Below are 23,033 nucleotides of genomic sequence, written 5' to 3'. Positions count from 1 at the left end.
TCGTCGTTTGAACCGGGATCAGTCGATCGTCGCGATCACGGGTGCGTGGTCCGACGGTTGATCCCATTTGCGCGGCACTCTGTCGACTTCGCACGATGAGCAGCGCGCCGCCAGTTGCTCCGACAGCAGAATGTGATCGATGCGAAGTCCCGCGTTGCGGCGAAAAGCCAGCATCCGATAGTCCCACCACGTGAAGAGCTTCTCGGGCTGTTCGAACTTGCGAAAGGCATCGGTCAGGCCGAGTTCGACGAGTTGCGCGAAGTGCGCGCGCTCTTCGGGCGAGACGAGATTCTGTCCTTCCCACGCCTTCGGATCGTGCACGTCGCGGTCTTCCGGCGCGATGTTGTAATCGCCCAGCAGCGCGAGCTGCGGGTGACGCGCCATGTCCTCGCGCAGCCATTCGCGCAGCGCATCGAGCCAGCGCATCTTGTAGGCGAACTTCTCGGAGCCGGGCGCCTGTCCGTTCGGGAAATAGGCGGAGATGATCCGCACGCCGTCGATCGTCGCGGCGATCACGCGTTGCTGCAAGTCCTCGAATCCGGGGATGTTGCGCACGACGCCGATTTCATCGACTTCGAAGCCGGCATCGGCGCGCACCAGAATGCCGACGCCGTTATAGGTCTTCTGCCCGGCGAACCAGCTTTTGTAGCCGGCGGCTTCGAGTTCGGCGCGCGGGAATTTTTCGTCGGGGAGCTTGAGTTCCTGAAGGCACAACACATCGACGCCCGAGAGCGCGAGCCAGTCGATGACGTGCTGCTGGCGGACTTTGAGGGAGTTGACGTTCCAGGTGGCGATTTTCATTGCGTGAACAGGGTGTTGGTTTGATGTCGTCTGCTGGCTGACGAGCGGCAGTTGCGTTCGACTTCGATCCAGCATGATACCCATTAAGCGACGGCGCGCGATCCTGCGCGTCGGTTGCCTTCGCAGGCGTAGCGCGACGAATTATGATGGCGTCTCACGACCAACCCGCTCGCATCCGATGCCACAACCCACTCTGACCGGCGAACGCGTCACGCTTCGCCCGCTGCAACGCGATGACCGCGCCGCCTTGCTCGCTGCCGCCGCCGATGGCGAACTCTGGAACCTCAGCGTGACGGTCGTGCCGAACGAAGACACGATCGACCGTTATATAGACACGGCGCTCGCCGGCCGCGATGCGGGCACGGTCATGCCGTTCGTGATCGTCCGAACCGGCGATGATCGTGTCGTCGGAAGCACGCGTTACTGGAAGATCGATCGCGCGAACCGCAAGCTCGAGATCGGCCATACGTGGCTCGCGGCATCGACGCAGCGCACGGGCATCAACACGGAGGCGAAGGTTTTGCTCCTGACCCACGCGTTCGAAGCGATGCACTGCGTGCGCGTGCAATTCACCACCGACGAGCTCAACGAAAAATCGCGCGCGGCGATCCTCGGCATCGGCGCGAAACAGGAGGGCATCGTGCGGCACGAGCGCATCATGCCCGACGGCCGCAAGCGCAACTCGGTGCGCTTTTCGATCATCGACGACGAATGGCCCGGCGTGAAAGCGATGCTGCTCGCGAAGCTCAACCGTCGAGCGTAGTGCGCGCCTTCAGTTCCTTCACGCGCGCTTTCATGAACGCGACGAAACGTTGCGTCACCGTATCATCGCGCTCGGCCTGCCACGCAAGCCCGACGCGCCATCGCGCGGCCTGATCGCGCAGGGTCAGCACGCGCGCATCGCGCAGCAGATATTGCGCGCGCGACGGCAAAAAGGCCGCGCCCACGCCGCCCGCCACCGACGCCAGCACGGACTGGATATCGTCCGCTTCCTGGATCACGCGCGGCACGAAGCCGTGCGCGGCGCACCAGCGGTCGATCTGCGCGGCGAGGCCCGGCCCGCGCGTGCGCGACAGCGCGATGAAACCCGGCTCGTTCAGTTCATCGAGATCGGCGGGCAGACGCTTGAAGCGCGTGTGCTCCGGCACGGCGAGCGCTAGCGTCTCGTCGAGCACGGTGAAACCCGCAAGCCCGGCGCCGGCCGGCATGCGCATGAATCCCACATCGAGCTTGTTGGCGAGGATGCGGCGCGTCTGCTCATGCGACGAAAGATCGTGCAGCGTGATGCTCACGCCCGGATTGAGCACGCGAAACTCGGCGATCAGCTTCGGCACATGCGTGAGCGTCGACAAGCACAGGCCGACGCGCAGAAAGCCGCGCGTGCCGTTCGCGGCCTCGCGCGCGCGGGCGAGTACGGCGTCGGCGTCGCGCACCAGCGTCTGGGCATCGGCGAGAAAGCTCGCGCCGAACGTCGTCAGATCCGCGCCGTGACGGCCGCGTTCGAACAGGCGCGCGCCGAGGCTCGCTTCGAGCGCGGCGACCTGCTTGCTGAGCGCGGGCTGACTCAGATGCAGCGCTTCGGATGCGCGGCCGAAATGGCGCAGATCGGCGATCGTGAGGAAGGCGCGCAGGAGTCGGAGTTCCATCAGATATTCGATTCCATTTGGCGATCGAATCGATCGAAACATTCATTTTACTTATCGATGCGCGGGCGTTTCAATGAGGCTATCCCTCAGTTTCTGCCGGAGCCTCGCATGGATGCCACTTCGTTTCGCATTGCCGTGATTGCGTTTGAATCGCAGTCTGGCGACGACGCGTGCAATCGCACACGCATCATCGGCAAGCTCGCCGAAGCGGCGCGAGAAGGCGTGCAACTGGCGTTGTTTCCGCAATCGGGCATCGGTGCGCCGGAGGACGACGCCATCGCCGCCGCCGTCGAGCAGACCGGCGTTGCGGCAGGCGTCGGCTGGATCGAGCGCACGGACGACGGGCGCCGCTACGAAAGCTACGCGATCCGCTCGCCCGGCGGCGCGCGCGTGCACATTCTGATCGGCGAGGACAACGACGTGGTCGAGAGCGTACGGACGATGGCGCTCACGGGTGCGACGCTGCTCGTGGCGCCGAAGCGCGGCGACCGTCCGCATCGCGCGCCGCTCGCGCCAAACACGGAACGCGCGATGCCGCGCGGTTCGCTGCCGCTCAGTTTCGCGATCATCGGCCGCAATCGCGCGACGGGCTGAATCGAGCGCCGCACGGCTTTTCTGTCCCGATACAATCGAACGAACACATCGAACGAACACATCGGACGGAGGCTTCGCACATGGATTTGATCATTCGCCGCGCGGCGCTCGCGGATGCGCGCGAGCTCGTCGATATCGGCATGGAAGCGGGGCGCATCGCCGCGATCGAACCGCAGCTCGCCGCTACCGCGCGCGAGGAAATCGACGCGAACGGCGCGCTCGTCACCGCGCCCTTCGTCGATGCGCACTTTCATATGGACGCGACGCTTTCCTACGGCCTGCCGCGCGTGAACGCATCGGGCACGCTGCTCGAAGGCATCGCGCTGTGGGGCGAGTTGAAGCCCGAGCTCACGCAGGAAGCGCTCGTCGAGCGCGCGTTGCAGTATTGCGACTGGGCCGTCGCGCGCGGGCTGCTCGCGATCCGTTCGCACGTCGATGTCTGCGATCCGCGTCTGCTCGCCGTCGAGGCGCTCGTCGAAGTGAAGCGGCGCGTGAAGCCTTATCTCGATCTGCAACTCGTCGCCTTTCCGCAGGACGGCGTGTTGCGCAGCGCGGGCGCGTTCGACAACCTGAAGCGCGCGATCGCGATGGGCGTCGATGTCGTCGGCGGCATTCCGCACTTCGAGCGCACGATGGCCGACGGCGCGGCGTCGGTGAAACTGCTATGCGAATACGCGGCGGAACAGGGCTTGCGCGTGGACATGCACTGCGACGAATCCGACGACCCGATGTCGCGCCACATCGAAACGCTCGCCGCCGAGACGCATCGGCTCGGCCTGCACGGACGCGTGACCGGCTCGCACCTCACGTCGATGCACTCGATGGACAACTACTACGTCAGCAAGCTCATTCCGTTGATGCGCGAGGCAGGCGTCGCGGCAATCGCGAATCCGCTCATCAACATCACGCTGCAAGGGCGTTCGGATACCTATCCGAAGCGACGAGGCATGACGCGCGTGCCGGAACTGATGGCGGCGGGCATCACGGTCGCGTTCGGCCACGATTGCGTGATGGACCCGTGGTACAGCCTCGGCTCGGGCGACATGCTCGAAGTCGCGCACATGGGCCTGCACGTCGCGCAGATGACGGGCGTGGACGCGATGCGCGCATGCTTCGACGCGGTGACGAAGAACCCCGCGCGCATTCTCGGACTGGACGGCTATGGCATCGAAGTGGGATGCAACGCGGATTGCGTCGTGCTCGACGCACGCGATCCTATCGAAGCGATCCGCCTGCGCGCGGCGCGCACGGCTGTGGTTCGGCGCGGCAAAGTCGTGAGCCGCAGTCCTGCGGTGCGAGCGACGCTGACGCTGGAAGGGCGGCCATCGGAAGTGGACTTCAGGATCGACAGGCGATAAAAAACCCCGGTCTTTTGCGGACCGGGGTTGTTCGTGCGAGCGGCTTATTGCAGCGCCGGCTCCGACATGCCGTTGTGACGCAACAGCGCGTCGATGTTCGGCTCGCGGCCTCGGAACGCCTTGAACGAGTCCATCGCGGGACGGCTGCCGCCGACTTCGAGAATCTCGCGGCGATAGCGCGTGCCCGTCGTCGCATCGAGCACCGAGCCGTTCGCGAGTTTCGCGGCTTCCTCGAACGCGGCGTACGCATCGGCGGATAGAACTTCGGCCCACTTGTAGCTGTAGTAGCCCGCCGCGTAGCCGCCCGCGAAGATATGGCTGAACGTATTCGGCCAGCGCGAGAACGGCGCCTGCGGAATCACATGGAACTTCTGGTTGATTTCGCGCGCGAGGTCGTTCACGGTTTGCGTGGCGCTGGCCGCGTCGTAGGACGTGTGCAGCACCATGTCGAACATCGAGAAGACGATCTGGCGCAGCGTGCCGAGACCGCTCTGGAAGTTCTTCGCGGCGAGCATCTTGTCGAACAGTTCGCGCGGCAGCGGCGCGCCGGTCTCGACGTGCGCGGACATGTCGGTGAGCACGTCCCACTCCCAGCAGAAGTTCTCCATGAACTGCGACGGCAGTTCGACCGCATCCCACTCGACGCCGTTGATGCCCGACACGCCCAGCTCGTCGATGCGCGTCAGCATGTGATGCAGGCCGTGCCCGAACTCGTGGAACAGGGTGATGACTTCATCGTGCGTGAAGCACGCGGGCTTGCCGCCCACCGGCGCGGAAAAATTGCAGGTCAGATAGGCGACCGGTGTCTGCACGCCGCCTTGCGTGCGCTTGTGACGCGAGCGCGCGTCGTCCATCCACGCGCCGCCGCGCTTGCCTTCGCGCGCATACAGATCCAGATAGAACTGCGCGACGAGCGTGCCGTCCTTGTTCTCGACGCGGAAGAAACGCACGTCCGGATTCCACACGGCGGCTTCGTCGCGACGGATCGACACGTTGAAGAGCGTTTCCGTGACCTTGAACAGGCCCTTCAGCACGGCTTCCTGCGGGAAGTATTGCTTCACTTCGTTCTCGGAGAACGAATAGCGCTTCTGACGCAGCTTTTCGGCCGCATACGCGATATCCCACGGCTGCAACTCGGGCATGCCGAGTTCGGTGGCGGCGAACGCGCGCAGTTCCATCCAGTCGTTTTCGGCGTAGGGGCGCGCGCGTTTGGCGAGGTCTTCGAGGAACGTGATCACCTGCGCGGGCGATTCGGCCATCTTCGGCGCGAGCGACACTTCCGCGAAGTTCTGATAGCCGAGCGTCTTCGCTTCCTCATCACGCAGCTTCAGATTTTCGACGACATTCGCCGTGTTGTCCCATTCGGCCTTGCCGTCGCCGTACGTGCCGCCGAGTTCCGACGCGCGCGTGGCGTACGCGCGATACATCGCCTCGCGCATCGGCCGATGCGAGGCGTATTGCAGCACCGGGAAATACGACGGGAAATGCAGCGTGAATTTCCACCCATCCTTGGCGTCGCGTTGCGCGGCTTCGCGCGCCGCTTCGATCACATCATCGGGCAGGCCGGCGAGATCGCTTTCCTGCGTGACGAGGTACGCGTAGGCGTTGGTCGAATCGAGCACGTGATCGGAGAACGCTTTTGCGAGCGCGGCCTGTTCTTCCTGCAATTGCGCGAAACGCGGCTTGCGGTCTTCGGGCAATTCAGCGCCCGACAGGCGGAAATCGCGCAGCGAATTCTCCAGAATCTTCTTGCGCTCGGCCGACAAACCGGCGAACTCGTCGCCTGCGGCGATCGCCTTGTACTTCTCGTAGAGCGCCAGATTCTGGCCGACGCTCGCGGAAAATTCGGTGACGCGCGGCAGGTTTTCGGCGTGCGCGGCGCGCAATTCGGGGGTATCGGCAACGGCGTTCAGATGCCCGATGACGCCCCACGCGCGCGACAGCTTTTCCGATTCCTGCTCGACCGCTTCGACGACATCCTTCCAGGTCGCCGGCGTGTCCGGCGCGCTCGCGCGGTCGACGGCAGCTTTCGCATCGGCGAGCAGCACGTCGAGCGCCGGGGTGACATGCGCGGGCTGAATTTCGCCGAAGCGCGGAAGATCGGAAAAATCGAGCAGCGGATTGGCCGCTGCCGGGGTGGACGTGGTTTCGCTCATGATTCTCCCGTGCTGGTGTTGAGTAAAGCGCGGGCGCGTGTCGTACCCCGCGCCGGCTCTCTCCGAGATTATTGGGGCGGGCGGGGCAAATTCCAATCGATTGTTTTTAAGGGGCCGATTAATGTCGTCGCGCGCCGGTTTTCACGCCTGCGCCGCGCGCTCGGCTGCCTCGATCGTGTTGACGAGCAGCATCGTGATGGTCATCGGGCCGACGCCGCCCGGCACTGGCGTGATGTAGCCCGCCACTTCCCTGACGCCCGCGAAATCGACGTCGCCGCACAGCTTGCCTTCGTCATTGCGGTTCATGCCGACGTCGATCACCGTTGCGCCGGGCTTCACCATGTCGGCGGTGACGATATTGCGGCGGCCGACCGCCGCGACGATCACATCGGCATCGCGCGTGTGCTTGCCGATATCGCGCGTCTTGCTGTGGCAGATCGTGACGGTCGCGCCTGCTTCGAGCAGGAGCAGCGCCATCGGCTTGCCGACGATGTTCGAACGCCCGATCACCACCGCGTTCGCGCCCTTCAGGTCGATATCGTGCGCCTCGAACATCTTCATCACGCCGTAGGGCGTACACGGGCGAAACAGCGGCTTGCCGGTCAGCAGCGCGCCCGCATTGGCGACGTGAAAGCCGTCGACGTCCTTCTCCGGCGCGATCGCCTCGATCACCTTGTGGCTGTCGATGTGCGCCGGCAGCGGCAGTTGCACGAGAATGCCGTGGATCGAAGGATCGGCGTTGAGCTTCGCGATATGCGCGAGCAGTTCGTGTTCGGCGAGCGTCGCGGGAAAGCGGTCCATCACCGAGTGCAGGCCGTTGTCCTGGCACGCCTTGACCTTGTTGCGCACGTAGACTTCGCTCGCGGGATTGTCGCCGACGAGCACGACGGCGAGTCCCGGCTTGTGTCCACCGGCGGTGAGCGCGGCGGCGCGTTGGGCGACATCGGCGCGAAGGGTCTTGGAAAGGGCGTTGCCGTCGATGAGTTGGGCAGTCATGGCGAATCGGATCGGATCGAGGATGGGCGAGGGCGCGCGAGGGCGTGAAGCCGACGCCGTGCCCGCCGCTCTGGGCGGCGGCGGTGCGCGGCGCTCGCGCATGGTGCTGGGCGCTTGCTCGGCAAATGCACCCTTGGGAAGGGCGAAATTATACCGCCGGGCGCTGGCGCGCGTTCCGGCTCGCGATCTCGCCGGGACTTATGGCGTGACCACCTGCCACGAGGAATCCGGGTTGAACGACTTGATCGCCGCCGCCGCGCGCGTCGACGCCGGACCGAGATCTTTCTCGTAGATCTTTCCGTCCTGATTGACCATGAAGGTCATCACGCCGGTCTGGCCGTAGCGCGCGGGCGTCGCGATCATGGCGAAGCCTTGCGTCAGCTTGCCGTCCTGCAGGTAGTTTTTCGCGCCGCCTTGCGCGTGCGAGCCCTGCGCCGTGAGGATGCGGTAGTGGTAGCCGTAGTAGCCGTCCTTGTCGGTCGGCTTGTTGGGCATCGTCGCGGCGAGCGGGCCGAGCGGGCTGTCCGGCTCGCCCTCCGCCGTGTGCCAGTAGAGGCCGTCGTGCTTGCCGGCCGTGCTCACGAAGCGGTCGGCGTAGCGGTTCATCGCCTCGTGATAGTCGTTTTGCGCGCCGACGAACGCGAGCGCGACCTGCATCGCCGAACGTTCGTTGCGGCCGATGCGTCTCGTCAGCACTTCGTCGCGCGCGGCGCGCATGTCGAAGCGCCAGCCGTTCGCGACCTTGATGATCGGAATCGGCAGCGTCCAGCCGTCCGTGCCCGCTTCGATACGCGCGGCCGGACGGCCGTCGACCGGATGCGGATCCTCGACGATGCGATGCTGCTGCGCCCACGCGCCGAGGTACGCGTAAATGTCCTCCTGTCCGATGCTGCCTTCCGGCACATAACGGCCGTGGTCCTTGCCGAGAACCTTGGCGAGCGCGGTTTCGTCGTTGGTCGCGATGGCGTCGGTGAGCGCCTGCGCAGCCGCTTCGGCGGTCGGATACACGGCCTGCGCGTGCGCGAGCGATGCGCCGAGCACGAGCGTCGCGGCCGCGAACACACGCAGGACGAGCTTCTTCGATGAGGCGGATGTTTTCATGTCGGGCTCCTGAAGCTGGCGTTCGCCGCGTCGGCGGCGTCTGAGGATGGACGCGGTCATCAACGGCGGAACCCTCCACCGCCGCCGCCCCGATGGAACCCGCCGCCTCCGCCTCCGCCGCCGCCGTGGAACCCGCCGCCTCCGCCTCCGCCGCCGCGCTGGACGCCGCCTCCGCCCGCGCCCAGATTGCCGCCACCGCCGGCCTGACGCTGAACGCCGCCACCGCCCGCACCAGGACGTTCGTGCGACTGATTGGCGAACGACTGCCGGCTCGCCTGGCCGCGCTGCATGTCCTGCCGCGCGCCGTTGCCATCGCCCGCGCCGCGCAGCGCGTTGTCGCGATTCACGTTCTGCGAGCGCTGATGCAGGTCGCTCGTGGTCCGCGCATTCGGGCCGCCGCCCTCGCGGATGCTCTGCGCGCGCTGGCCCGCCGATTGATTGAGATTCTGGCCGGTGCGCTGCTGCAGCGTCTGCGCGGCCTGCGCGCGCGCATCCTCGCGGCCGCGGAACTGGTTGCCGTTCGCGCCGAGATTGGCGTTGTTCAGGTTCTGCCGGTTCGCGGCGACATTGGTCCGGTTGAACTGCGGATCGTTGCGGTTCCAGCGCACGTTGTTGCTGTTCGCGTTGATGCGGTTGGCCGTGTTGATGTTGTTGTAGCGGTTCACATTGACGTTGACATCGCCGCGACCCCAGTTGCAGTTGCCCCACAGCGAATTCACGACCGCGACGCCCGTGGCGAACGCCATCCCGCCCACGAACGCCGACGCCATCGCGTAGCCGGGCGGCGGCGGCACATAGACCGGCGGATACGCGGGATAAGGCCACGTGCCGTACACGACCGTCGGGTTGTAAGTCGGCACGTAGACCACTTGCGGATTGGCCGGCTCGATCTGGATCACCGTGGGGCTGGTGGTCGCGCTGCCCGCCGGCGCCGGGGCGCTGGTGACCTTTTGCTGCTCGTTCGACTTGAGATTGCCCGCGGTTTGCGCCGCGCGCCGCAGACGTTGAACGGAGTCCATCACATCGCTCGGCTGCGCGACGAAGGCGTTTCCGAGTTGCGTCACCCAGTCGATCTTGGAGGCCATCGTCGCGAGCGCCTGCGGGAACGCGACGAGCGATTGCACGCTCGGGTCCCACGGCTGTGATTGCACGGCTTTCACCGCGTCGTCGCCCGAGACGTTCGGATTCGCCTTCGACCAGGCCGCCGCGTCGGTGATCTGCGACGGATACGTCGACGCCATCAGCACCTGTGCGAGCAGTGCATCCGGATAGAGCGCGACCGGCGCGGTCAGCGCATCGAGTTGCTGGTTCGTGAGTTTCTGGTCGGCCGGCGCGGCGTTCTGCGCTTGCGCGTCGGCCGGATACATGGCGACGAGCGGCATCGTGGCGAGCGTGGCGGCGAGTGCGACAGCCCTGAGTGTGCCGATGCGCGAACCAATGACATGAATTCGTTTCGACATCGAATCCCCCGTGCAAGACGTTGCGAGACCGTTGCGCGTAGCCGGATGGAAGCGAGGATATCGGATGTGATCCGGCGTGATTCAGCCAATATCACTTTTCGATTCGGCAGACAACGAACTTCGGAGGGAGGGCGGCACGGCGCATTCGCCTGGGAGCGCGCCGGTAAAGGCGCGGCCGGCATCGTCATGCCGGCCGCGAAGGGGAGCGCAGCGGCTTACTGCTGCGGCTTGTTCGACAGCGCGAGACGCAGCAGATCGGCGACGGTATTGACGGAGAGCTTCTCCATGATGTTCGCGCGATGCGCTTCCACCGTCTTGATGCTGATGCCGAGATCGTCGGCGATCTGCTTGTTCAGGCGCCCCGCGATGATGCGCTCGAGCACCTGATGCTCACGCGCCGTCAGCTTGCCCAGCCGCTCGGCGGCGGCGCGCTGCTGCTGTACGCTGGTGCTCTCGCTGCGCGCCTTTTCGAGCATGCGCTCCACCAGCTTGCGCAACTCGGCTTCGTCGAAAGGCTTTTCGATGAAGTCCATCGCGCCTTTTTTCATCGTCGAGACGGCCATCGGCACGTCGCCGTGACCCGTTACGAAGATGATCGGCAAGAGCGAGTTCTCGGCGATGAGTTTCTCCTGCAATTCGAGCCCCGTCATGCCGGCCATGCGCACGTCGAGGATCAGACAGGAGATCGCGCCGGAATGCGAGATCGGCAGATAGACGTCGAGGAACGATTCCGCGCTGGAAAAACACTGAACGCGATAGCCGTTTGCTTCGAGCAGCCAGCGCAAGGAATCACGCACGGCTTCGTCATCGTCGACGACGAAGACGGTTTCCTGAGTGGTGACTGTGCTCATAGTTCTCCCGTAACTGTTTGTTGTCTCGTATGTTCGTCCTGCGCATCCGTGCCGCCCGTGCCCGGCGAACCGTCCACTGCGCCGATCGGCAGGCTGCAGTGGAAGGTTGCACCGGTCACGTGGCCGTCCGCTTCGACGTTGTTGACCACCCAAAGGCGTCCGCGATGCGACTCGATGATCGAGCGGCAGATGTTCAGCCCCATGCCCATGCCATCGGACTTGGTGCTGTAGAACGGTTCGAAGAGGCGTTCGGCGGTTGCTTCGTCCACGCCCGGACCCTGATCGACCACGCTGATGCACACGACGCCGCCATCCATGCGCTGGACGACTACGCGTATCACCGGATCGACGGCGTTTGGTTTCGCATCATGCATCGCTTCGGCCGCGTTTTTCAACAGGTTGACCAACACTTGTTCGATCAAAACCGGGTCGACGTAAATCACGGGCATCCGCGAGCGGATTTCGGTGACGATGCGGATCTTGCGTTTGCGCGCCTCGATCTCGGCGAGACCGACCGCGTCCGCGACGATATCGGCGACGCGCGCGGCCTGGCGTTTCGGCTCGCTGCGCTTCACGAACTCGCGGATGCGCTTGATGATCATGCCCGCGCGCACGGCCTGCTGCGCGGTCTTTTCCAGCACGGGCAGCAGCGTTTCCTGCGTCATGCGCCCGGACTTCACCAGCGCGACGCAGCCCGAGCAGTAGTTGTTGATCGCGGCGAGGGGCTGATTCAGCTCGTGCGCGAGCGACGACGCCATTTCGCCCATCGTCATCAGGCGGCTCGTGAACTGCAACTTCTCTTCCTGCTGATGCGCGAGTTCCTGTGCCTGCTTGCGCTGCGTGATGTCGGTCGCGATCTGCATCTGCGCGAGATGGCCGTCCACCCATTGAATGTACTGGCGGCGCACCTCGAACCACTTCTGAATGCCGTCGACGTAGACCTCCTGCGCGTCCGCCGAGCTTTCGGTGAGCGCGGTGGCGGGCAGGCCCGCGAAGGTGTCGACCATGTCGATGGTGTCGGAGGAGCTTTGCGAGCCGCCGTCGAACGCGGCGCCCGCGAGTTCCAGATGCCCGTCCGGACGGATGCCGAACAGATGCCGGTAATAGCGGTTCGCGAACAGCAGCTCGGCTTCGTCGGCGGCGAGCACGGAGACGGCCGCGTCGAGGCTTTCGAGCACGGTGGTGAAGCGCTCGTGCGCGGCGGCGAGTTCTTCCCGCGCGCGCTTGGGCTCGGTGATGTCGGTCATCGACGACATCCAGCCGGTCTGGCGGCCGGAACTGTCGATCAGCGGCGAGACATACAGCCGCGCGTGGAAGAACGAGCCGTCCTTGCGGCGCACGCGCAATTCGAAACCGGACGAGGGCGCCTTGCCGCGCAGGGTCATGTCGAGCTGGCGCTGCATCTCGGGATACGCGTCGCGCGGCCAGTACGGGAACGGCGCGTTCTTGCCGACGAGATCGCTTTCGTCCCAGCCGGTCATGCGGCAGAACGCCGGGTTCACGTGCGTGATGCGGCCGTGCATGTCGAGCACGCGCATGCCGATCAGCACCGAGTTTTCCATCGCGCGGCGAAAGAACGCTTCGGCGTAGAGCGCCTGCTGCGCCTCGAAGCGCTGGCGCGTGTGCTTCCACAGGCTCCACAGACTCCACAGCACGAAGCACGACAAGCCGGCGACGAGCCACACGAGCGTGTTGTTGGTGAAATTCGTGAGCTGTGGATACGAGTACACGCGCACCGACAAGCCTTGTCCCGGCGGGTCGAGCGGCAGGTCGTAGAACATGTCGCGCGGCAGCCGCGGGCGGCTCGACGTGGTCGCGAGTTCGCGGTTGTTCAGATCCGTGATGGAGATCTTGTACTTCGCCGACAGTTCGCTGGGAATGTCGTGCTTCAGGATGCCTTCGATCGAGAATACCGCGGCGATCGAGCCGAGGTACTCGCGGTCGCGGAAAACCGGCGTCTGCAGCGTGATATAGCCATTGCCGAGGTCATCGTAGAGCAACGGCGAGTAGACTTGGCGGCGGGAGGTGCGCGCCTCGTCGAACGCAGCCTGCACGGCTTCGTCCATTTGCGTTTCGTTGGGCTTGGCGAGACGCGAACCGAGCACCGGCAGCGGTGTGTTGGGCCAGCGGGGCTTATGCTCGCTCGTGTACCAGTTCATGTAGAGGATCTCGGGATGCCCCTGCATGATGTCGGTGGACGAGTTCTGGAAATTTTGCGGGTCGCCGTGGCCGGTCGCGATGTCGCGGGCGAGCGCCTGAATCTGCTCCTGCGCGCCGGTCATCGACAGACGGATTTGCTGCTGTGCCCACGCGACATTGCGATAAAGCGTGTCTTCCTGCTGCTGTTGCTCGCGCCGGTTCAGACTCCAGAGAATCAGACTCATCACGACCAGAAATACGAGGATCGAAATGAGCGGCGTGAGTAAATAGGAGTTCGACCACCACGGTCCGTGGTGCCAGCGGGAGGGCGAGGCGTCTGTCGGCTTGCGCGCGAGCCTTGCCGAGCGTTTGATCAGCCGTTCGGTCAACATGGAAGCGATTGTAACGCAGCGCCTGATTGTTAATTGGCGTAAAAAGACGGTAAAGAAGCTTCGATGGCGGGAAAAGGAGGAGAAACATCTGAACAAAAAAGGCTTATCGGACGGTGCGTTGCAGCAATTTTTCGTATGGTGAGATGAACTCTCATGATTTGAAAAATTCCTTGCGTCATGGTCTGGACCCTCTTTAGAATTGCCGGCACGCGGCCAGTGCCCGCCTTCGATCGGGCGTGCGCCGGCGGTTCTCAGAGTGTTCCTCACATCAGGAGACGAGCATGTCCGCTGTACCCGACGAAGTTCTCAAATATGTCGCCAACGCAAAGGACGACGATCCTCAAGAAACCGCCGAGTGGCTGGACGCGCTCGATGGCGTGATTTCCGCGGTCGGTCCTGATCGCGCGCACTACCTGATCGAGAAACAGATCGAATTCGCTCGCGTGCATGGCGAGCACCTGCCGTTCTCGGCGAACACGCCGTACATCAATACGATCCCCGTCGTTGGCCAGGCGAAGATTCCGGGCGATCAGGACATCGAACACCGCATCCGCTCGTACACGCGCTGGAACGCCATCGCGATGGTGCTGCGCGCGGGCAAGGATACGAACGTCGGCGGGCACATTGCATCGTTCGCATCGGCCGCAACCCTTTATGACGTCGGCTTCAACCACTTCTGGCACGCGCCGTCGAAGGAACACGGAGGCGATCTCGTGTTCGTGCAGGGCCACTCGTCGCCGGGTGTCTACTCGCGCGCGTTCCTGCTGGGCCGCCTGACCGAAAAGCAACTGAACAACTTCCGCCAGGAAGTGGGCGGCGAGGGCATCTCGTCGTATCCGCACCCGTGGCTGATGCCGGATTTCTGGCAATTCCCGACCGTGTCGATGGGCCTCGGCCCGATCATGGCGATCTACCAGGCGCGCTTCATGAAGTACATGGCGGCGCGCGGCATGGCCAAGACCGAAGGCCGCAAGGTCTGGGCGTTCCTCGGCGACGGCGAGACGGACGAGCCGGAATCGCTCGGCGCGATCGGCATGGCCGGCCGCGAGCGTCTGGACAACCTCGTGTTCGTCATCAACTGCAACCTGCAGCGTCTTGACGGTCCGGTGCGCGGCAACGGCAAGATCATCCAGGAACTCGAAAGCGAATTCCGCGGCGCGGGCTGGAACGTCATCAAGGTCATCTGGGGCAGCCGCTGGGACGCGCTTTTCGCGCGCGACAAGACCGGCGCGCTGATGCGCCGCATGATGGAAGTCGTCGACGGCGAGTATCAGACGTACAAGTCGGAGTCGGGCGCGTTCGTGCGCGAGCACTTCTTCAACACGCCGGAACTCAAGGCGCTGGTTGCAGACTGGTCCGATGACGACATCTGGAATCTGAATCGCGGCGGCCACGATCCGCACAAGATCTACGCCGCGTTCGACGCAGCGACCAAGACGAAGGGCGCGCCGACCGTCATCCTCGCCAAGACCATCAAGGGCTATGGCATGGGCGAGCACGGCCAGGCGATGAACATCACGCACCAGCAGAAGAAGCTGCCGATCGACACGCTGAAGAAATTCCGCGACCAGTTCCGCCTGCCGCTCACCGACGAGCAAATCGCCGACGTGCCGTACCTCACGTTCGAGGAAGGCTCGAAGGAACTCGAGTACATGCGTCAGAAGCGCATGGACCTGGGCGGCTATCTGCCGACGCGCCGCGAAAAGGCGGAGTCGCTGCCGGTGCCGGCGCTCGCCGCGTTCGAGCCGCTGCTCAAGGGCACGGGCGAAGGCCGCGAGATCTCCACGACGATGGCCTTCGTGCGGATTCTCAACATCCTCCTGAAGGACAAGGCGCTCGGCAAGCGCATCGTGCCGATCGTGCCGGACGAGTCGCGTACCTTCGGCATGGAAGGTCTGTTCCGCCAGATCGGCATCTGGAATCAGGAAGGCCAGAAGTACATTCCGGAAGACTCCGATCAGCTGATGTTCTACAAGGAATCGACGACGGGTCAGATTCTGCAGGAAGGCATCAACGAAGCGGGTGGCATGTGTGACTGGATCGCGGCCGCGACGTCGTACTCGACGCACGGCGAGATCATGATCCCGTTCTACATCTTCTACTCGATGTTCGGCTTCCAGCGCATCGGCGATCTGGCATGGGCGGCGGGCGACATGCGTTCGCGCGGCTTCCTGCTGGGCGGCACCGCGGGCCGCACGACGCTCAACGGCGAAGGCCTGCAGCACGAAGACGGCCACTCGCTCTTGTGGGCGGCATCGGTTCCGAACTGCGTGAGCTATGACCCGACGTTCGGTTACGAACTCGCCGTCATCATGCAGGACGGCCTGCGCCGCATGGTCGCGGAGCAGGAGGACGTGTACTACTACATCACGGTGATGAACGAGAACTACGAGCATCCGGCGATCCCGCAGGGCGATGCCGTGGCTTCGGACATCATCAAGGGCATGTACGCGTTCAAGAAGGCCGAGGCTCCGGCCAAGGCGCACGTCCAGTTGATGGGCGCGGGCACGATCTTCAACGAAGTGATTGCCGCCGCCGACCTGCTGAAGAACGACTGGGGCGTCAGCGCCGATCTCTGGAGCGTGCCGAGCTTCACCGAACTGGCCCGCGAAGGTCAGGCGGTCGAGCGTTACAACCTGCTGCATCCGACGGAAGAAAAGCGCGTGGCGCACGTCACGAAGCTGCTCACGGGCGCGAAGGGCCCGGTGATCGCATCGACGGACTACATCCGCGCGCTGACCGATCAGATCCGCGCGTTCGTGCCGCAGAAGTTCGTGGTGCTCGGCACCGACGGCTACGGCCGCTCGGATACGCGCGAAGCGCTGCGCCACTTCTTCGAAGTCGACCGCTACTGGGTGACGCTGGCCGCGCTGAACGCGCTGGCCGACGAAGGCACGATCGAGCGCAAGGTCGTCGCTGAGGCGATCAAGAAGTACAACCTCGACCCGTCCAAACCCAACCCGATGACCGTCTAAAGGCATCGCCCCCGTGCGTTGTGACGCGGGCTCCTTCCGAAGCGGAAGGAGCCCGCGTGCAACCCAGGAGACACTAATAATGAGTCAAGCGATCGAAGTCAAAGTGCCGGACATCGGCGATTACAAGGACGTCCCCGTGATCGAGGTACTGGTCAAGGTGGGCGATACCGTGGAGCCCGAGCAGTCGCTGGTCACCCTCGAATCGGATAAAGCCACGATGGACGTGCCGAGCTCGGCAGCGGGCGTCGTGAAGGAAATCAAGGTCAAGGTCGGCGACAACGTGTCGGAAGGCACGCTGATCGTCGTGCTGGAAGGCGGCGCGTCCGCCGAAGCACCCAAGCAGGCGGCCGCGCCTGCTCCGGCAGCCGCGCCGGCTGCCGCTGCCGCGCCCGCGGCGAGCGGCGGTGGTTCCGTCGAAGTGAAGGTGCCGGACATCGGCGACTTCAAGGACATTCCGGTCATCGAGATCGGCGTGAAGGTCGGCGACAAGGTCGAGAAGGAGCAGTCGCTCGTCACGCTCGAATCCGACAAGGCGACGATGGACGTGCCGAGCCCCGCGTCGGGCACGGTGAAGGAACTGAAGGTCAAGGTCGGCGACACGGTGTCCGAAGGCACGCTGATCCTCGTACTGGAAGGCGGCGACGGCGCAGCAGCGCCTGCTGCGGCTCCCGCTGCCGCGCCTGCCAAGCCGGTCGAAGTGCCGTCGGATGCGCCCGCGAAACCGGCGCCCGCGAAAGAGCCGCCGTCCGCGCTCGCGCAGGCGCCCGTGATGCCTGCCGGCGACGGCACGCGCACGTCGAGCCACGCGTCGCCTTCGGTGCGCAAGTTCGCGCGCGATCTGGGCGTCGATGTGTCGCGTGTGAGCGGCACGGGTCCGAAGGGCCGCATCACGCAGGAAGACATCACCGCGTTCGTGAAGGGCGTGATGACGGGGCAGGGCAAGGCGCCTGCCGCGGCAGCGCCGGCCGGCGGTGGCGGCGGCGAGCTGGGTCTCTTGCCGTGGCCGAAGATCGACTTCACCAAGTTCGGTCCGGTCGATCCGAAGCCGCTGTCGCGCATCAAGAAGATCTCGGGTGCGAACCTGCATCGCAACTGGGTCATGATCCCGCACGTCACGAACAACGACGAAGCGGACATCACCGAGCTCGAAGAACTGCGCGTGAAGCTGAACAAGGAACACGAAAAAGCGGGCGTGAAGTTCACGATGCTCGCGTTCGTCATCAAGGCCGTGGTCTCGGCGCTCAAGAAGTTCCCGGACTTCAACGCGAGCCTGGACGGCGACAACCTCGTGTTCAAGAAGTACTACCACGTCGGTTTCGCGGCCGATACGCCGAACGGCCTCGTCGTTCCGGTGATCCGCGACGCGGACAAGAAGGGCCTCGTCGATATCGCCAAGGAAATGGCGGAGCTGTCGAAGCTCGCGCGCGACGGCAAACTCAAGCCGGATCAGATGCAGGGCGGCTGCTTCTCGATCTCGTCGCTGGGCGGCATCGGCGGGACGCACTTCACGCCGATCATCAACGCGCCGGAAGTCGCGATTCTCGGCCTGTCGCGCGGCTATCAGAAGCCCGTGTGGGACGGCAAGCAGTTCGTGCCACGCCTCACGCTGCCGATGTCGCTGTCGTACGACCATCGCGTCATCGACGGTGCGGCTGCCGCGCGCTTCAACGCTTATCTGTCGGCGATTCTGGGCGATTTCCGTCGCGTCATTCTCTGATCTTCCGATCTGGCCGACGGCGGAACCTCGGGGCTTTGCCCTGAGGTTCCATCCGCACATCTCTTAGGGGACAACATGAGTCTCGTCGAACTAAAAGTACCCGACATCGGCGACTTCTCCGATGTCGATGTCATCGAAGTCAATATCAAACCCGGCGACAGCATCGAAAAGGAACAGGGCGTCATCACGCTCGAAACCGACAAGGCCACGATGGAAGTGCCCGCCGATTTCGCGGGCACCGTCAAGGAAGTGAAGGTCAAGCAGGGCGACAAGGTTTCGCAGGGCTCGGTCATCGCGATGGTCGAAACCGCCGGCGCGGGCGCTGCCGCTGCGCCCGCTGCTGCTCCGGCACCGGCCGCCGCGCCCGCGCAGGCTGCGGCCGGTGGCGGCGTGCAGGACGTGAAGGTGCCGGACATCGGCGACTTCAAGGACATTCCGGTCATCGAAGTGCACGTGAAACCGGGCGATACGGTCGAGAAGGAGCAGTCGCTCATCACGCTCGAATCCGATAAAGCCACGATGGACGTGCCTTCGCCCGCTGCGGGCACGGTGAAGGAAGTGAAGGTGAAGGTCGGCGACAACGTGTCGGAAGGCACGCTGGTTCTGACGCTCGAAGGCGGCGCGGCGGCTCCCGCGGCGGCGCCTCAGAAGGCCGCTCCGGCTGCGGCGCCGGCTCCGGCAGCTTCGTCGGCACCCGCGCCGCAAGCGGGCAGTTATTCCGGCGCCGCCGATGTCGAATGCGACATGCTCGTGCTCGGCGCGGGTCCCGGAGGCTACTCGGCGGCGTTCCGTTCCGCCGATCTCGGCATGAAGACGGTGCTGGTCGAGCGTTATTCGACGCTGGGCGGCGTGTGTCTGAACGTCGGCTGCATCCCGTCGAAGGCGTTGCTGCATACGGCGCTCGTCATCGACGAAGCGGCGGAACTCGCGGCGCACGGCATCAGCTTCGGCGAGCCGAAGGTCGATCTCGACAAGCTGCGCGGTTTCAAGGAAGGCGTTGTCAAGAAGCTGACCGGCGGTCTCGCGGGCATGGCGAAGGCGCGCAAGGTTCAGGTCGTGACGGGCCTCGGCAATTTCGTCGATCCGTATCACATGGAAGTGAACGGCCCGGACGGCAAGAAGGTCGTGAAGTTCAAGCAGGCGATCATCGCGGCGGGTTCGCAGTCGGTGAAGCTGCCGTTCTTCCCGGACGATCCGCGCGTCGTCGATTCGACCGGCGCGCTCGAACTGCGTCAGCTTCCGAAGCGCATGCTCGTGGTGGGCGGCGGCATCATCGGCCTGGAAATGGCGACGGTGTATTCGACGCTCGGCGCGGACATCGACGTCGTCGAAATGCTCGACGGCCTGATGCAAGGCGCGGACCGCGATCTCGTGAAGGTCTGGGAGAAGTTCAATTCCAAGCGCTTCACGAACGTGATGCTCAAGACCAAGACGACCAAGGCCGAGGCCAGGGAAGACGGCATCTACGTGACCTTCGAAGGCGAGAAAGCGCCGAGCGAACCGCAGCGTTACGACCTCGTGCTGCTCGCGGTCGGCCGCAGCCCGAACGGCGGCAAGATCGGCGCGGACAAGGCCGGCGTGGCGGTGACGGATCGCGGCTTCATCAACGTCGACAAGCAGATGCGCACCAACGTGCCGCACATCTTCGCGATCGGCGATCTCGTCGGCCAGCCGATGCTTGCGCACAAGGCCGTGCATGAAGGCCACGTCGCGGCAGAGGTGGCGCACGGCGAGAAGGCGTATTTCGATGCGCTGCAGATTCCGTCGGTGGCGTACACCGATCCGGAAGTGGCGTGGGCCGGCAAGACGGAAGAACAGTGCAAGGCCGAAGGCATCAAGTTCGGCAAGGCGGTGTTCCCGTGGGCCGCGTCGGGCCGGGCGATCGCCAATGGCCGCGATGAAGGTTTCACCAAGCTCATCTTCGATGAGACGACGCATCGCGTGATCGGTGGCGGTATCGTCGGTCTGAATGCGGGCGATCTGATCAGCGAAGTATGTCTCGCGATCGAGATGGGCGCGGACGCGACCGACATCGGCAAGACGATCCACCCGCACCCGACGCTCGGCGAATCGGTCGGCATGGCCGCCGAGTTGTACGAAGGCGTGTGCACGGACTTGCCGCCGCAGCGCAAGAAGTAAGCTCCGCGCTTCAAGAAAGTGCCAGGGCGCGCTCCTTCACCGGAGCGCGCCTTTTCTTTATGCGTAGCGCAAAAGACGGACGAAAAAAAACCCGGCGCAAGGGCCGGGTTCTTCTCGATGCGTGCTGCGCTCAACCGGGCAGGGCCCGGCCGTCAAACTTACGCAACCGACTTCTTGGCGACGCGCGAAGCTTGTTCGGTCGCTTGCGTAGCAGCCTTCGTCGCAGCCGTAGCGGCGGCGTTGAAGTTGCTTTCAGCGATTTCGACAGCTTGTTTCGTTGCCTTGTGAACCGTTTCGTACGTCGTGTTGGCGGCGGTGATGGCCGACTTGATCACGGCGACAGCGGTTTCCGAGCCGGCCGGTGCGTTCTTCGCGACGTTGTCGACGAGCGTTTGCACCTTGCGGTTCTGTTCTTCGTACTGCGCTTCCGCGACGCGGGCGAATTCAGCTTGCGTGGCCGACGCGATTTCATACAGGTGACGGCCATACGACAGCACCTTTTCAGCGACCGGCTGCGTCAGGCTGGCTTGCAGCGCGAGCAGTTCTTGTGCGTCCTTCACCGACAGCGCGCGCTGTGCGTTTTCCTGGCTTTCGGCCAGCGTCGACTTCACGACTTGCAGGTTCAGTTCGACCAGCTTCTCGACGCCTTCGAACGCCTTGTTCGTCAGACCGAACAGCGTGTCGAAATTGGCTTTCTGTGCAGCGGCGATTTGCTCGGGGGTCAACAGCGTCATCTCAGGCTCCTGATGGCCGACCCATCAAACGCGGGTCGTGGTTTGGGTAGATCCGGCGCGATGAACCTTGCCGGCTAAGTGCAACTGCGATTGGTGCGTCGCAACATGAAGCTCATTTTAGAGATATTCCGATGGATGTCAAGCACTTTTTGTGCGCTGCACAAGAGGCGGAAAAGGCTTGTTAAACAACAGCTTACTTGCCGATAATCAGCTTCTCGGAGGGGTCCGTGAAAACCCTATGCACCTCGGCAGGGCGCGGCTTTCAGCGTGCCGCAGCGAGCGTGCGATGCCTCATGAAAGCACGAACAAGTGAAAGTTTGATGTTGCTTCCGACCGTTGAGCGACGCTCTGCCGCGACGCAAAACAAGATGTTTCTGAAGTTCGTCCTATTTTTAGGATGTCGCCGTACACCAAATTGTTGAAGAAACGTTAACATTTCGGCTGTCCGATTTCCTGTGCGATTACCGGCGGCATTCGGTACACGCCTCCCTCGATTCGAAAGTCTGCGTTTTGTCCGGTCCGCTTCACGCATTTGCCTAAAGTCGTGGAAAGTTTTGCCGATAGTGCATTGGTCGTCGTGTAGAAAGCGCGCTGTGGGCAGCACTGTTTCCGCCGGCACGATCGTTTTTTCCGATCGAGGCGCGCTGTTGATCGGCAATATGCAATCGCGGCTTACAACTCGGTTTAACGAGTGCCGATAAGTGCTTAATATTGCTTAAATTTAGTAGCTTCACTACACTTGGCGGTACTCTCCAGCCGCCCAACAGAACACTAATGAAAACCGAAATGTTTTCGTCGTTGAAGGTGGTGCATGGCGTGGCAATGCGCTCGGCATTGTCCATCGCTGTCTCCATCGTCGTAGCGACGTCCTTCGCAGCGGCTCCGGCTGAAGCCCTCGCAAAGACCGCCACCGTAACCAAGACTGCAAAGAAACCCGCTGCCGCCAAGGCTGAAAAGCCGGCGCGCGTGGCGAAAACCTCCCTGAAGGCGCCGAAGCCGGCGAAGGCCGCGAAGGTTGCCGCCGCCGATGACGACGACGATGCGCCCCGCGCATCGCGCAAGCGTCGCGTCTCGTATCGCATGGAACCGCATGCGCGCCGTGGTGCGGTGCATGCGGTGGCGTACCAGCCGCGCGCGACGTCGGTGGGTCAGGCGTTCGGCCTGCACGACACGCCCGACAGCCTCGCGCTGCGTTCGAGCGTCGCCTATGTGGTGGACCAGAACACGTCGGAGACGCTCTTCGACAAGAACTCGCGCGCCGTCGTGCCGATCGCATCGATCACCAAGCTGATGACGGCGATGGTCGTGCTCGACTCGCACACGCCGCTCACTGAAGATCTGAGCGTCACGGACGAAGACCGCGATTACGAGAAGTTCACCGGTTCGCGTCTGGCGGTCGGCTCGGTGCTGAATCGCGAGGACATGCTGCATATCGCGCTGATGGCATCCGAGAATCGCGCGGCGGCGGCGTTGTCGCGTTATTACCCGGGCGGCCGTCCGGCGTTCATCGCCGCGATGAACGCGAAGGCCAAATCGCTCGGCATGACCGACACGCACTTCGAGAATTCCACCGGTCTCACGAGCCAGAACGTGTCGAGCGCGCGCGATCTCGTGAAGATGGTCAATGCGGCGTATCAGTATCCGATGATCCGCAAGTTCTCGACCGACCGCAGCTACGACGTCTTCACCGGCAAGCGCAATCTGGCCTACAACAGCACGAATGCGCTGATCCGCAACGCGTCGTGGGATATCGGCTTGCAGAAGACCGGCTTCATCAACGAAGCGGGCGAATGCCTCGTGATGCAGGCGAACGTGAACGGCCGTCCGGTCGTGATCGTCCTGCTCGACTCCTACGGCAAGTACTCGCGTTTCGCCGATGCCGGCCGCCTGCGCTCGTTCCTCGATACGCTCGGCGAGCCGCACATCATGAGCGCGGACATGGGCAGCGGCGCCAATCCGTAAGCCGCGCTCGAG

Annotated in this window: 17 protein-coding genes and 1 pseudogene; 8 read left to right on the top strand and 10 right to left on the bottom strand. The window is 64.0% G+C overall.

Annotation, left to right across the window (positions count from 1 at the left end):
* Positions 1 to 18 precede the first annotated feature (18 nt).
* Positions 19 to 801 (bottom strand): exodeoxyribonuclease III, encoded by a 783-nt coding sequence (xth, locus tag AWB80_RS17145; protein ID WP_061175870.1) that lies wholly within the window; start codon positions 799 to 801, stop codon positions 19 to 21.
* A gap of 178 nt (positions 802 to 979) precedes the next feature.
* On the opposite strand from xth, the gene AWB80_RS17140 reads away from it, so the two are divergent.
* Positions 980 to 1,564 (top strand): GNAT family N-acetyltransferase, encoded by a 585-nt coding sequence (locus AWB80_RS17140; RefSeq protein WP_061175869.1) that lies wholly within the window; start codon positions 980 to 982, stop codon positions 1,562 to 1,564.
* Here the strand turns inward: AWB80_RS17140 and AWB80_RS17135 are convergent.
* Complete coding sequence (locus AWB80_RS17135) at positions 1,548 to 2,447, bottom strand: LysR family transcriptional regulator (protein ID WP_061175868.1); 900 nt, start codon at positions 2,445 to 2,447, stop codon at positions 1,548 to 1,550. The two genes, AWB80_RS17140 and AWB80_RS17135, sit on opposite strands and share 17 nt — an antisense overlap.
* A gap of 108 nt (positions 2,448 to 2,555) precedes the next feature.
* On the opposite strand from AWB80_RS17135, the gene AWB80_RS17130 reads away from it, so the two are divergent.
* Both AWB80_RS17130 and AWB80_RS17125 read left to right on the top strand, forming a co-directional pair.
* A complete protein-coding gene (locus AWB80_RS17130) occupies positions 2,556 to 3,041 on the top strand; it encodes a carbon-nitrogen hydrolase family protein (protein WP_061175867.1) in 486 nt (161 codons plus the stop codon).
* A gap of 80 nt (positions 3,042 to 3,121) precedes the next feature.
* Positions 3,122 to 4,399 (top strand): amidohydrolase family protein, encoded by a 1,278-nt coding sequence (locus AWB80_RS17125; protein ID WP_061175866.1) that lies wholly within the window; start codon positions 3,122 to 3,124, stop codon positions 4,397 to 4,399.
* A gap of 44 nt (positions 4,400 to 4,443) precedes the next feature.
* Here AWB80_RS17125 and AWB80_RS17120 read toward each other — a convergent pair whose 3' ends face one another.
* From AWB80_RS17120 to fixL, 6 genes are all read right to left on the bottom strand, one after another.
* Positions 4,444 to 6,555 (bottom strand): M3 family metallopeptidase, encoded by a 2,112-nt coding sequence (locus AWB80_RS17120; RefSeq protein ID WP_061175865.1) that lies wholly within the window; start codon positions 6,553 to 6,555, stop codon positions 4,444 to 4,446.
* A 141-nt stretch (positions 6,556 to 6,696) separates the two neighbouring features.
* Complete coding sequence (gene folD / locus AWB80_RS17115; RefSeq protein ID WP_061175864.1) at positions 6,697 to 7,551, bottom strand: bifunctional methylenetetrahydrofolate dehydrogenase/methenyltetrahydrofolate cyclohydrolase FolD; 855 nt, start codon at positions 7,549 to 7,551, stop codon at positions 6,697 to 6,699.
* Between the two features lie 198 nt (positions 7,552 to 7,749).
* A complete protein-coding gene (locus tag AWB80_RS17110) occupies positions 7,750 to 8,652 on the bottom strand; it encodes a DUF2950 domain-containing protein (protein ID WP_244206553.1) in 903 nt (300 codons plus the stop codon).
* A gap of 59 nt (positions 8,653 to 8,711) precedes the next feature.
* Complete coding sequence (locus AWB80_RS17105) at positions 8,712 to 10,112, bottom strand: DUF3300 domain-containing protein (protein WP_244206551.1); 1,401 nt, start codon at positions 10,110 to 10,112, stop codon at positions 8,712 to 8,714.
* A gap of 215 nt (positions 10,113 to 10,327) precedes the next feature.
* The gene (gene fixJ, locus AWB80_RS17100; protein ID WP_014190971.1) at positions 10,328 to 10,963 is read right to left on the bottom strand and encodes an oxygen response regulator transcription factor FixJ; all 636 of its coding nucleotides are present in this window, start codon (positions 10,961 to 10,963) and stop codon (positions 10,328 to 10,330) included.
* A complete protein-coding gene (gene fixL, locus AWB80_RS17095; RefSeq protein WP_061175862.1) occupies positions 10,960 to 13,494 on the bottom strand; it encodes an oxygen sensor histidine kinase FixL in 2,535 nt (844 codons plus the stop codon). Before fixL ends, fixJ begins: the two co-directional genes overlap by 4 nt.
* A gap of 281 nt (positions 13,495 to 13,775) precedes the next feature.
* Between fixL and aceE the strand changes: the two genes are divergently transcribed.
* The 4 genes and pseudogenes from aceE to lpdA all read left to right on the top strand — a co-directional run bounded on the left by aceE (position 13,776) and on the right by lpdA (position 20,325).
* Complete coding sequence (gene aceE / locus AWB80_RS17090) at positions 13,776 to 16,469, top strand: pyruvate dehydrogenase (acetyl-transferring), homodimeric type (protein WP_061175861.1); 2,694 nt, start codon at positions 13,776 to 13,778, stop codon at positions 16,467 to 16,469.
* A gap of 79 nt (positions 16,470 to 16,548) precedes the next feature.
* Positions 16,549 to 18,186 (top strand): dihydrolipoyllysine-residue acetyltransferase, encoded by a 1,638-nt coding sequence (gene aceF, locus AWB80_RS17085; protein WP_061175860.1) that lies wholly within the window; start codon positions 16,549 to 16,551, stop codon positions 18,184 to 18,186.
* A 75-nt stretch (positions 18,187 to 18,261) separates the two neighbouring features.
* Positions 18,262 to 18,474 (top strand): annotated as a pseudogene (locus AWB80_RS45430) (biotin/lipoyl-containing protein); the annotation flags it as partial.
* Between the two features lie 102 nt (positions 18,475 to 18,576).
* Positions 18,577 to 20,325 carry a dihydrolipoyl dehydrogenase gene (gene lpdA / locus AWB80_RS17080; RefSeq protein WP_061176030.1) on the top strand — a complete coding sequence of 583 codons (1,749 nt, stop codon included), beginning with the start codon at positions 18,577 to 18,579 and terminating at the stop codon, positions 20,323 to 20,325.
* Positions 20,326 to 20,483: 158 nt separating this feature from the next.
* Here lpdA and AWB80_RS17075 read toward each other — a convergent pair whose 3' ends face one another.
* Complete coding sequence (locus AWB80_RS17075) at positions 20,484 to 21,059, bottom strand: phasin family protein (RefSeq protein WP_061175859.1); 576 nt, start codon at positions 21,057 to 21,059, stop codon at positions 20,484 to 20,486.
* 536 nt (positions 21,060 to 21,595) lie between these two features.
* Positions 21,596 to 21,901, bottom strand: coding sequence for a hypothetical protein (locus tag AWB80_RS44405; RefSeq protein ID WP_167390462.1), 306 nt, complete (start codon positions 21,899 to 21,901; stop codon positions 21,596 to 21,598).
* Here AWB80_RS44405 and pbpG point away from each other — a divergent pair.
* Positions 21,834 to 23,021 (top strand): D-alanyl-D-alanine endopeptidase, encoded by a 1,188-nt coding sequence (gene pbpG, locus AWB80_RS17070; RefSeq protein WP_061175858.1) that lies wholly within the window; start codon positions 21,834 to 21,836, stop codon positions 23,019 to 23,021. The genes AWB80_RS44405 and pbpG overlap by 68 nt on opposite strands.
* The last annotated feature ends 12 nt before the right edge of the window (positions 23,022 to 23,033 follow it).

Origin of the sequence: Caballeronia pedi (assembly GCF_001544915.2) — a bacterium.
GTDB lineage: Bacteria > Pseudomonadota > Gammaproteobacteria > Burkholderiales > Burkholderiaceae > Caballeronia > Caballeronia pedi.
The sequence above is the reverse complement of the archived record's forward strand: the minus strand, read 5'-3'. Positions and strand labels throughout refer to the sequence as shown.

Excerpts from the sequence above, each read along its gene's own strand:
- xth (WP_061175870.1), bottom strand. The coding sequence starts at position 801 with ATGAAAATCGCCACCTGGAACGTCAACTCCCTCAAAGTCCGCCAGCAG.
- AWB80_RS17140 (WP_061175869.1), top strand. The coding sequence starts at position 980 with ATGCCACAACCCACTCTGACCGGCGAACGCGTCACGCTTCGCCCGCTG.
- AWB80_RS17135 (WP_061175868.1), bottom strand. The coding sequence starts at position 2,447 with ATGGAACTCCGACTCCTGCGCGCCTTCCTCACGATCGCCGATCTGCGC.
- AWB80_RS17130 (WP_061175867.1), top strand. The coding sequence starts at position 2,556 with ATGGATGCCACTTCGTTTCGCATTGCCGTGATTGCGTTTGAATCGCAG.
- AWB80_RS17125 (WP_061175866.1), top strand. The coding sequence starts at position 3,122 with ATGGATTTGATCATTCGCCGCGCGGCGCTCGCGGATGCGCGCGAGCTC.
- AWB80_RS17120 (WP_061175865.1), bottom strand. The coding sequence starts at position 6,555 with ATGAGCGAAACCACGTCCACCCCGGCAGCGGCCAATCCGCTGCTCGAT.
- folD (WP_061175864.1), bottom strand. The coding sequence starts at position 7,551 with ATGACTGCCCAACTCATCGACGGCAACGCCCTTTCCAAGACCCTTCGC.
- AWB80_RS17110 (WP_244206553.1), bottom strand. The coding sequence starts at position 8,652 with ATGAAAACATCCGCCTCATCGAAGAAGCTCGTCCTGCGTGTGTTCGCG.
- AWB80_RS17105 (WP_244206551.1), bottom strand. The coding sequence starts at position 10,112 with ATGTCGAAACGAATTCATGTCATTGGTTCGCGCATCGGCACACTCAGG.
- fixJ (WP_014190971.1), bottom strand. The coding sequence starts at position 10,963 with ATGAGCACAGTCACCACTCAGGAAACCGTCTTCGTCGTCGACGATGAC.
- fixL (WP_061175862.1), bottom strand. The coding sequence starts at position 13,494 with ATGTTGACCGAACGGCTGATCAAACGCTCGGCAAGGCTCGCGCGCAAG.
- aceE (WP_061175861.1), top strand. The coding sequence starts at position 13,776 with ATGTCCGCTGTACCCGACGAAGTTCTCAAATATGTCGCCAACGCAAAG.
- aceF (WP_061175860.1), top strand. The coding sequence starts at position 16,549 with ATGAGTCAAGCGATCGAAGTCAAAGTGCCGGACATCGGCGATTACAAG.
- AWB80_RS17075 (WP_061175859.1), bottom strand. The coding sequence starts at position 21,059 with ATGACGCTGTTGACCCCCGAGCAAATCGCCGCTGCACAGAAAGCCAAT.
- pbpG (WP_061175858.1), top strand. The coding sequence starts at position 21,834 with ATGAAAACCGAAATGTTTTCGTCGTTGAAGGTGGTGCATGGCGTGGCA.
- AWB80_RS44405 (WP_167390462.1), bottom strand. The coding sequence starts at position 21,901 with ATGGACAATGCCGAGCGCATTGCCACGCCATGCACCACCTTCAACGAC.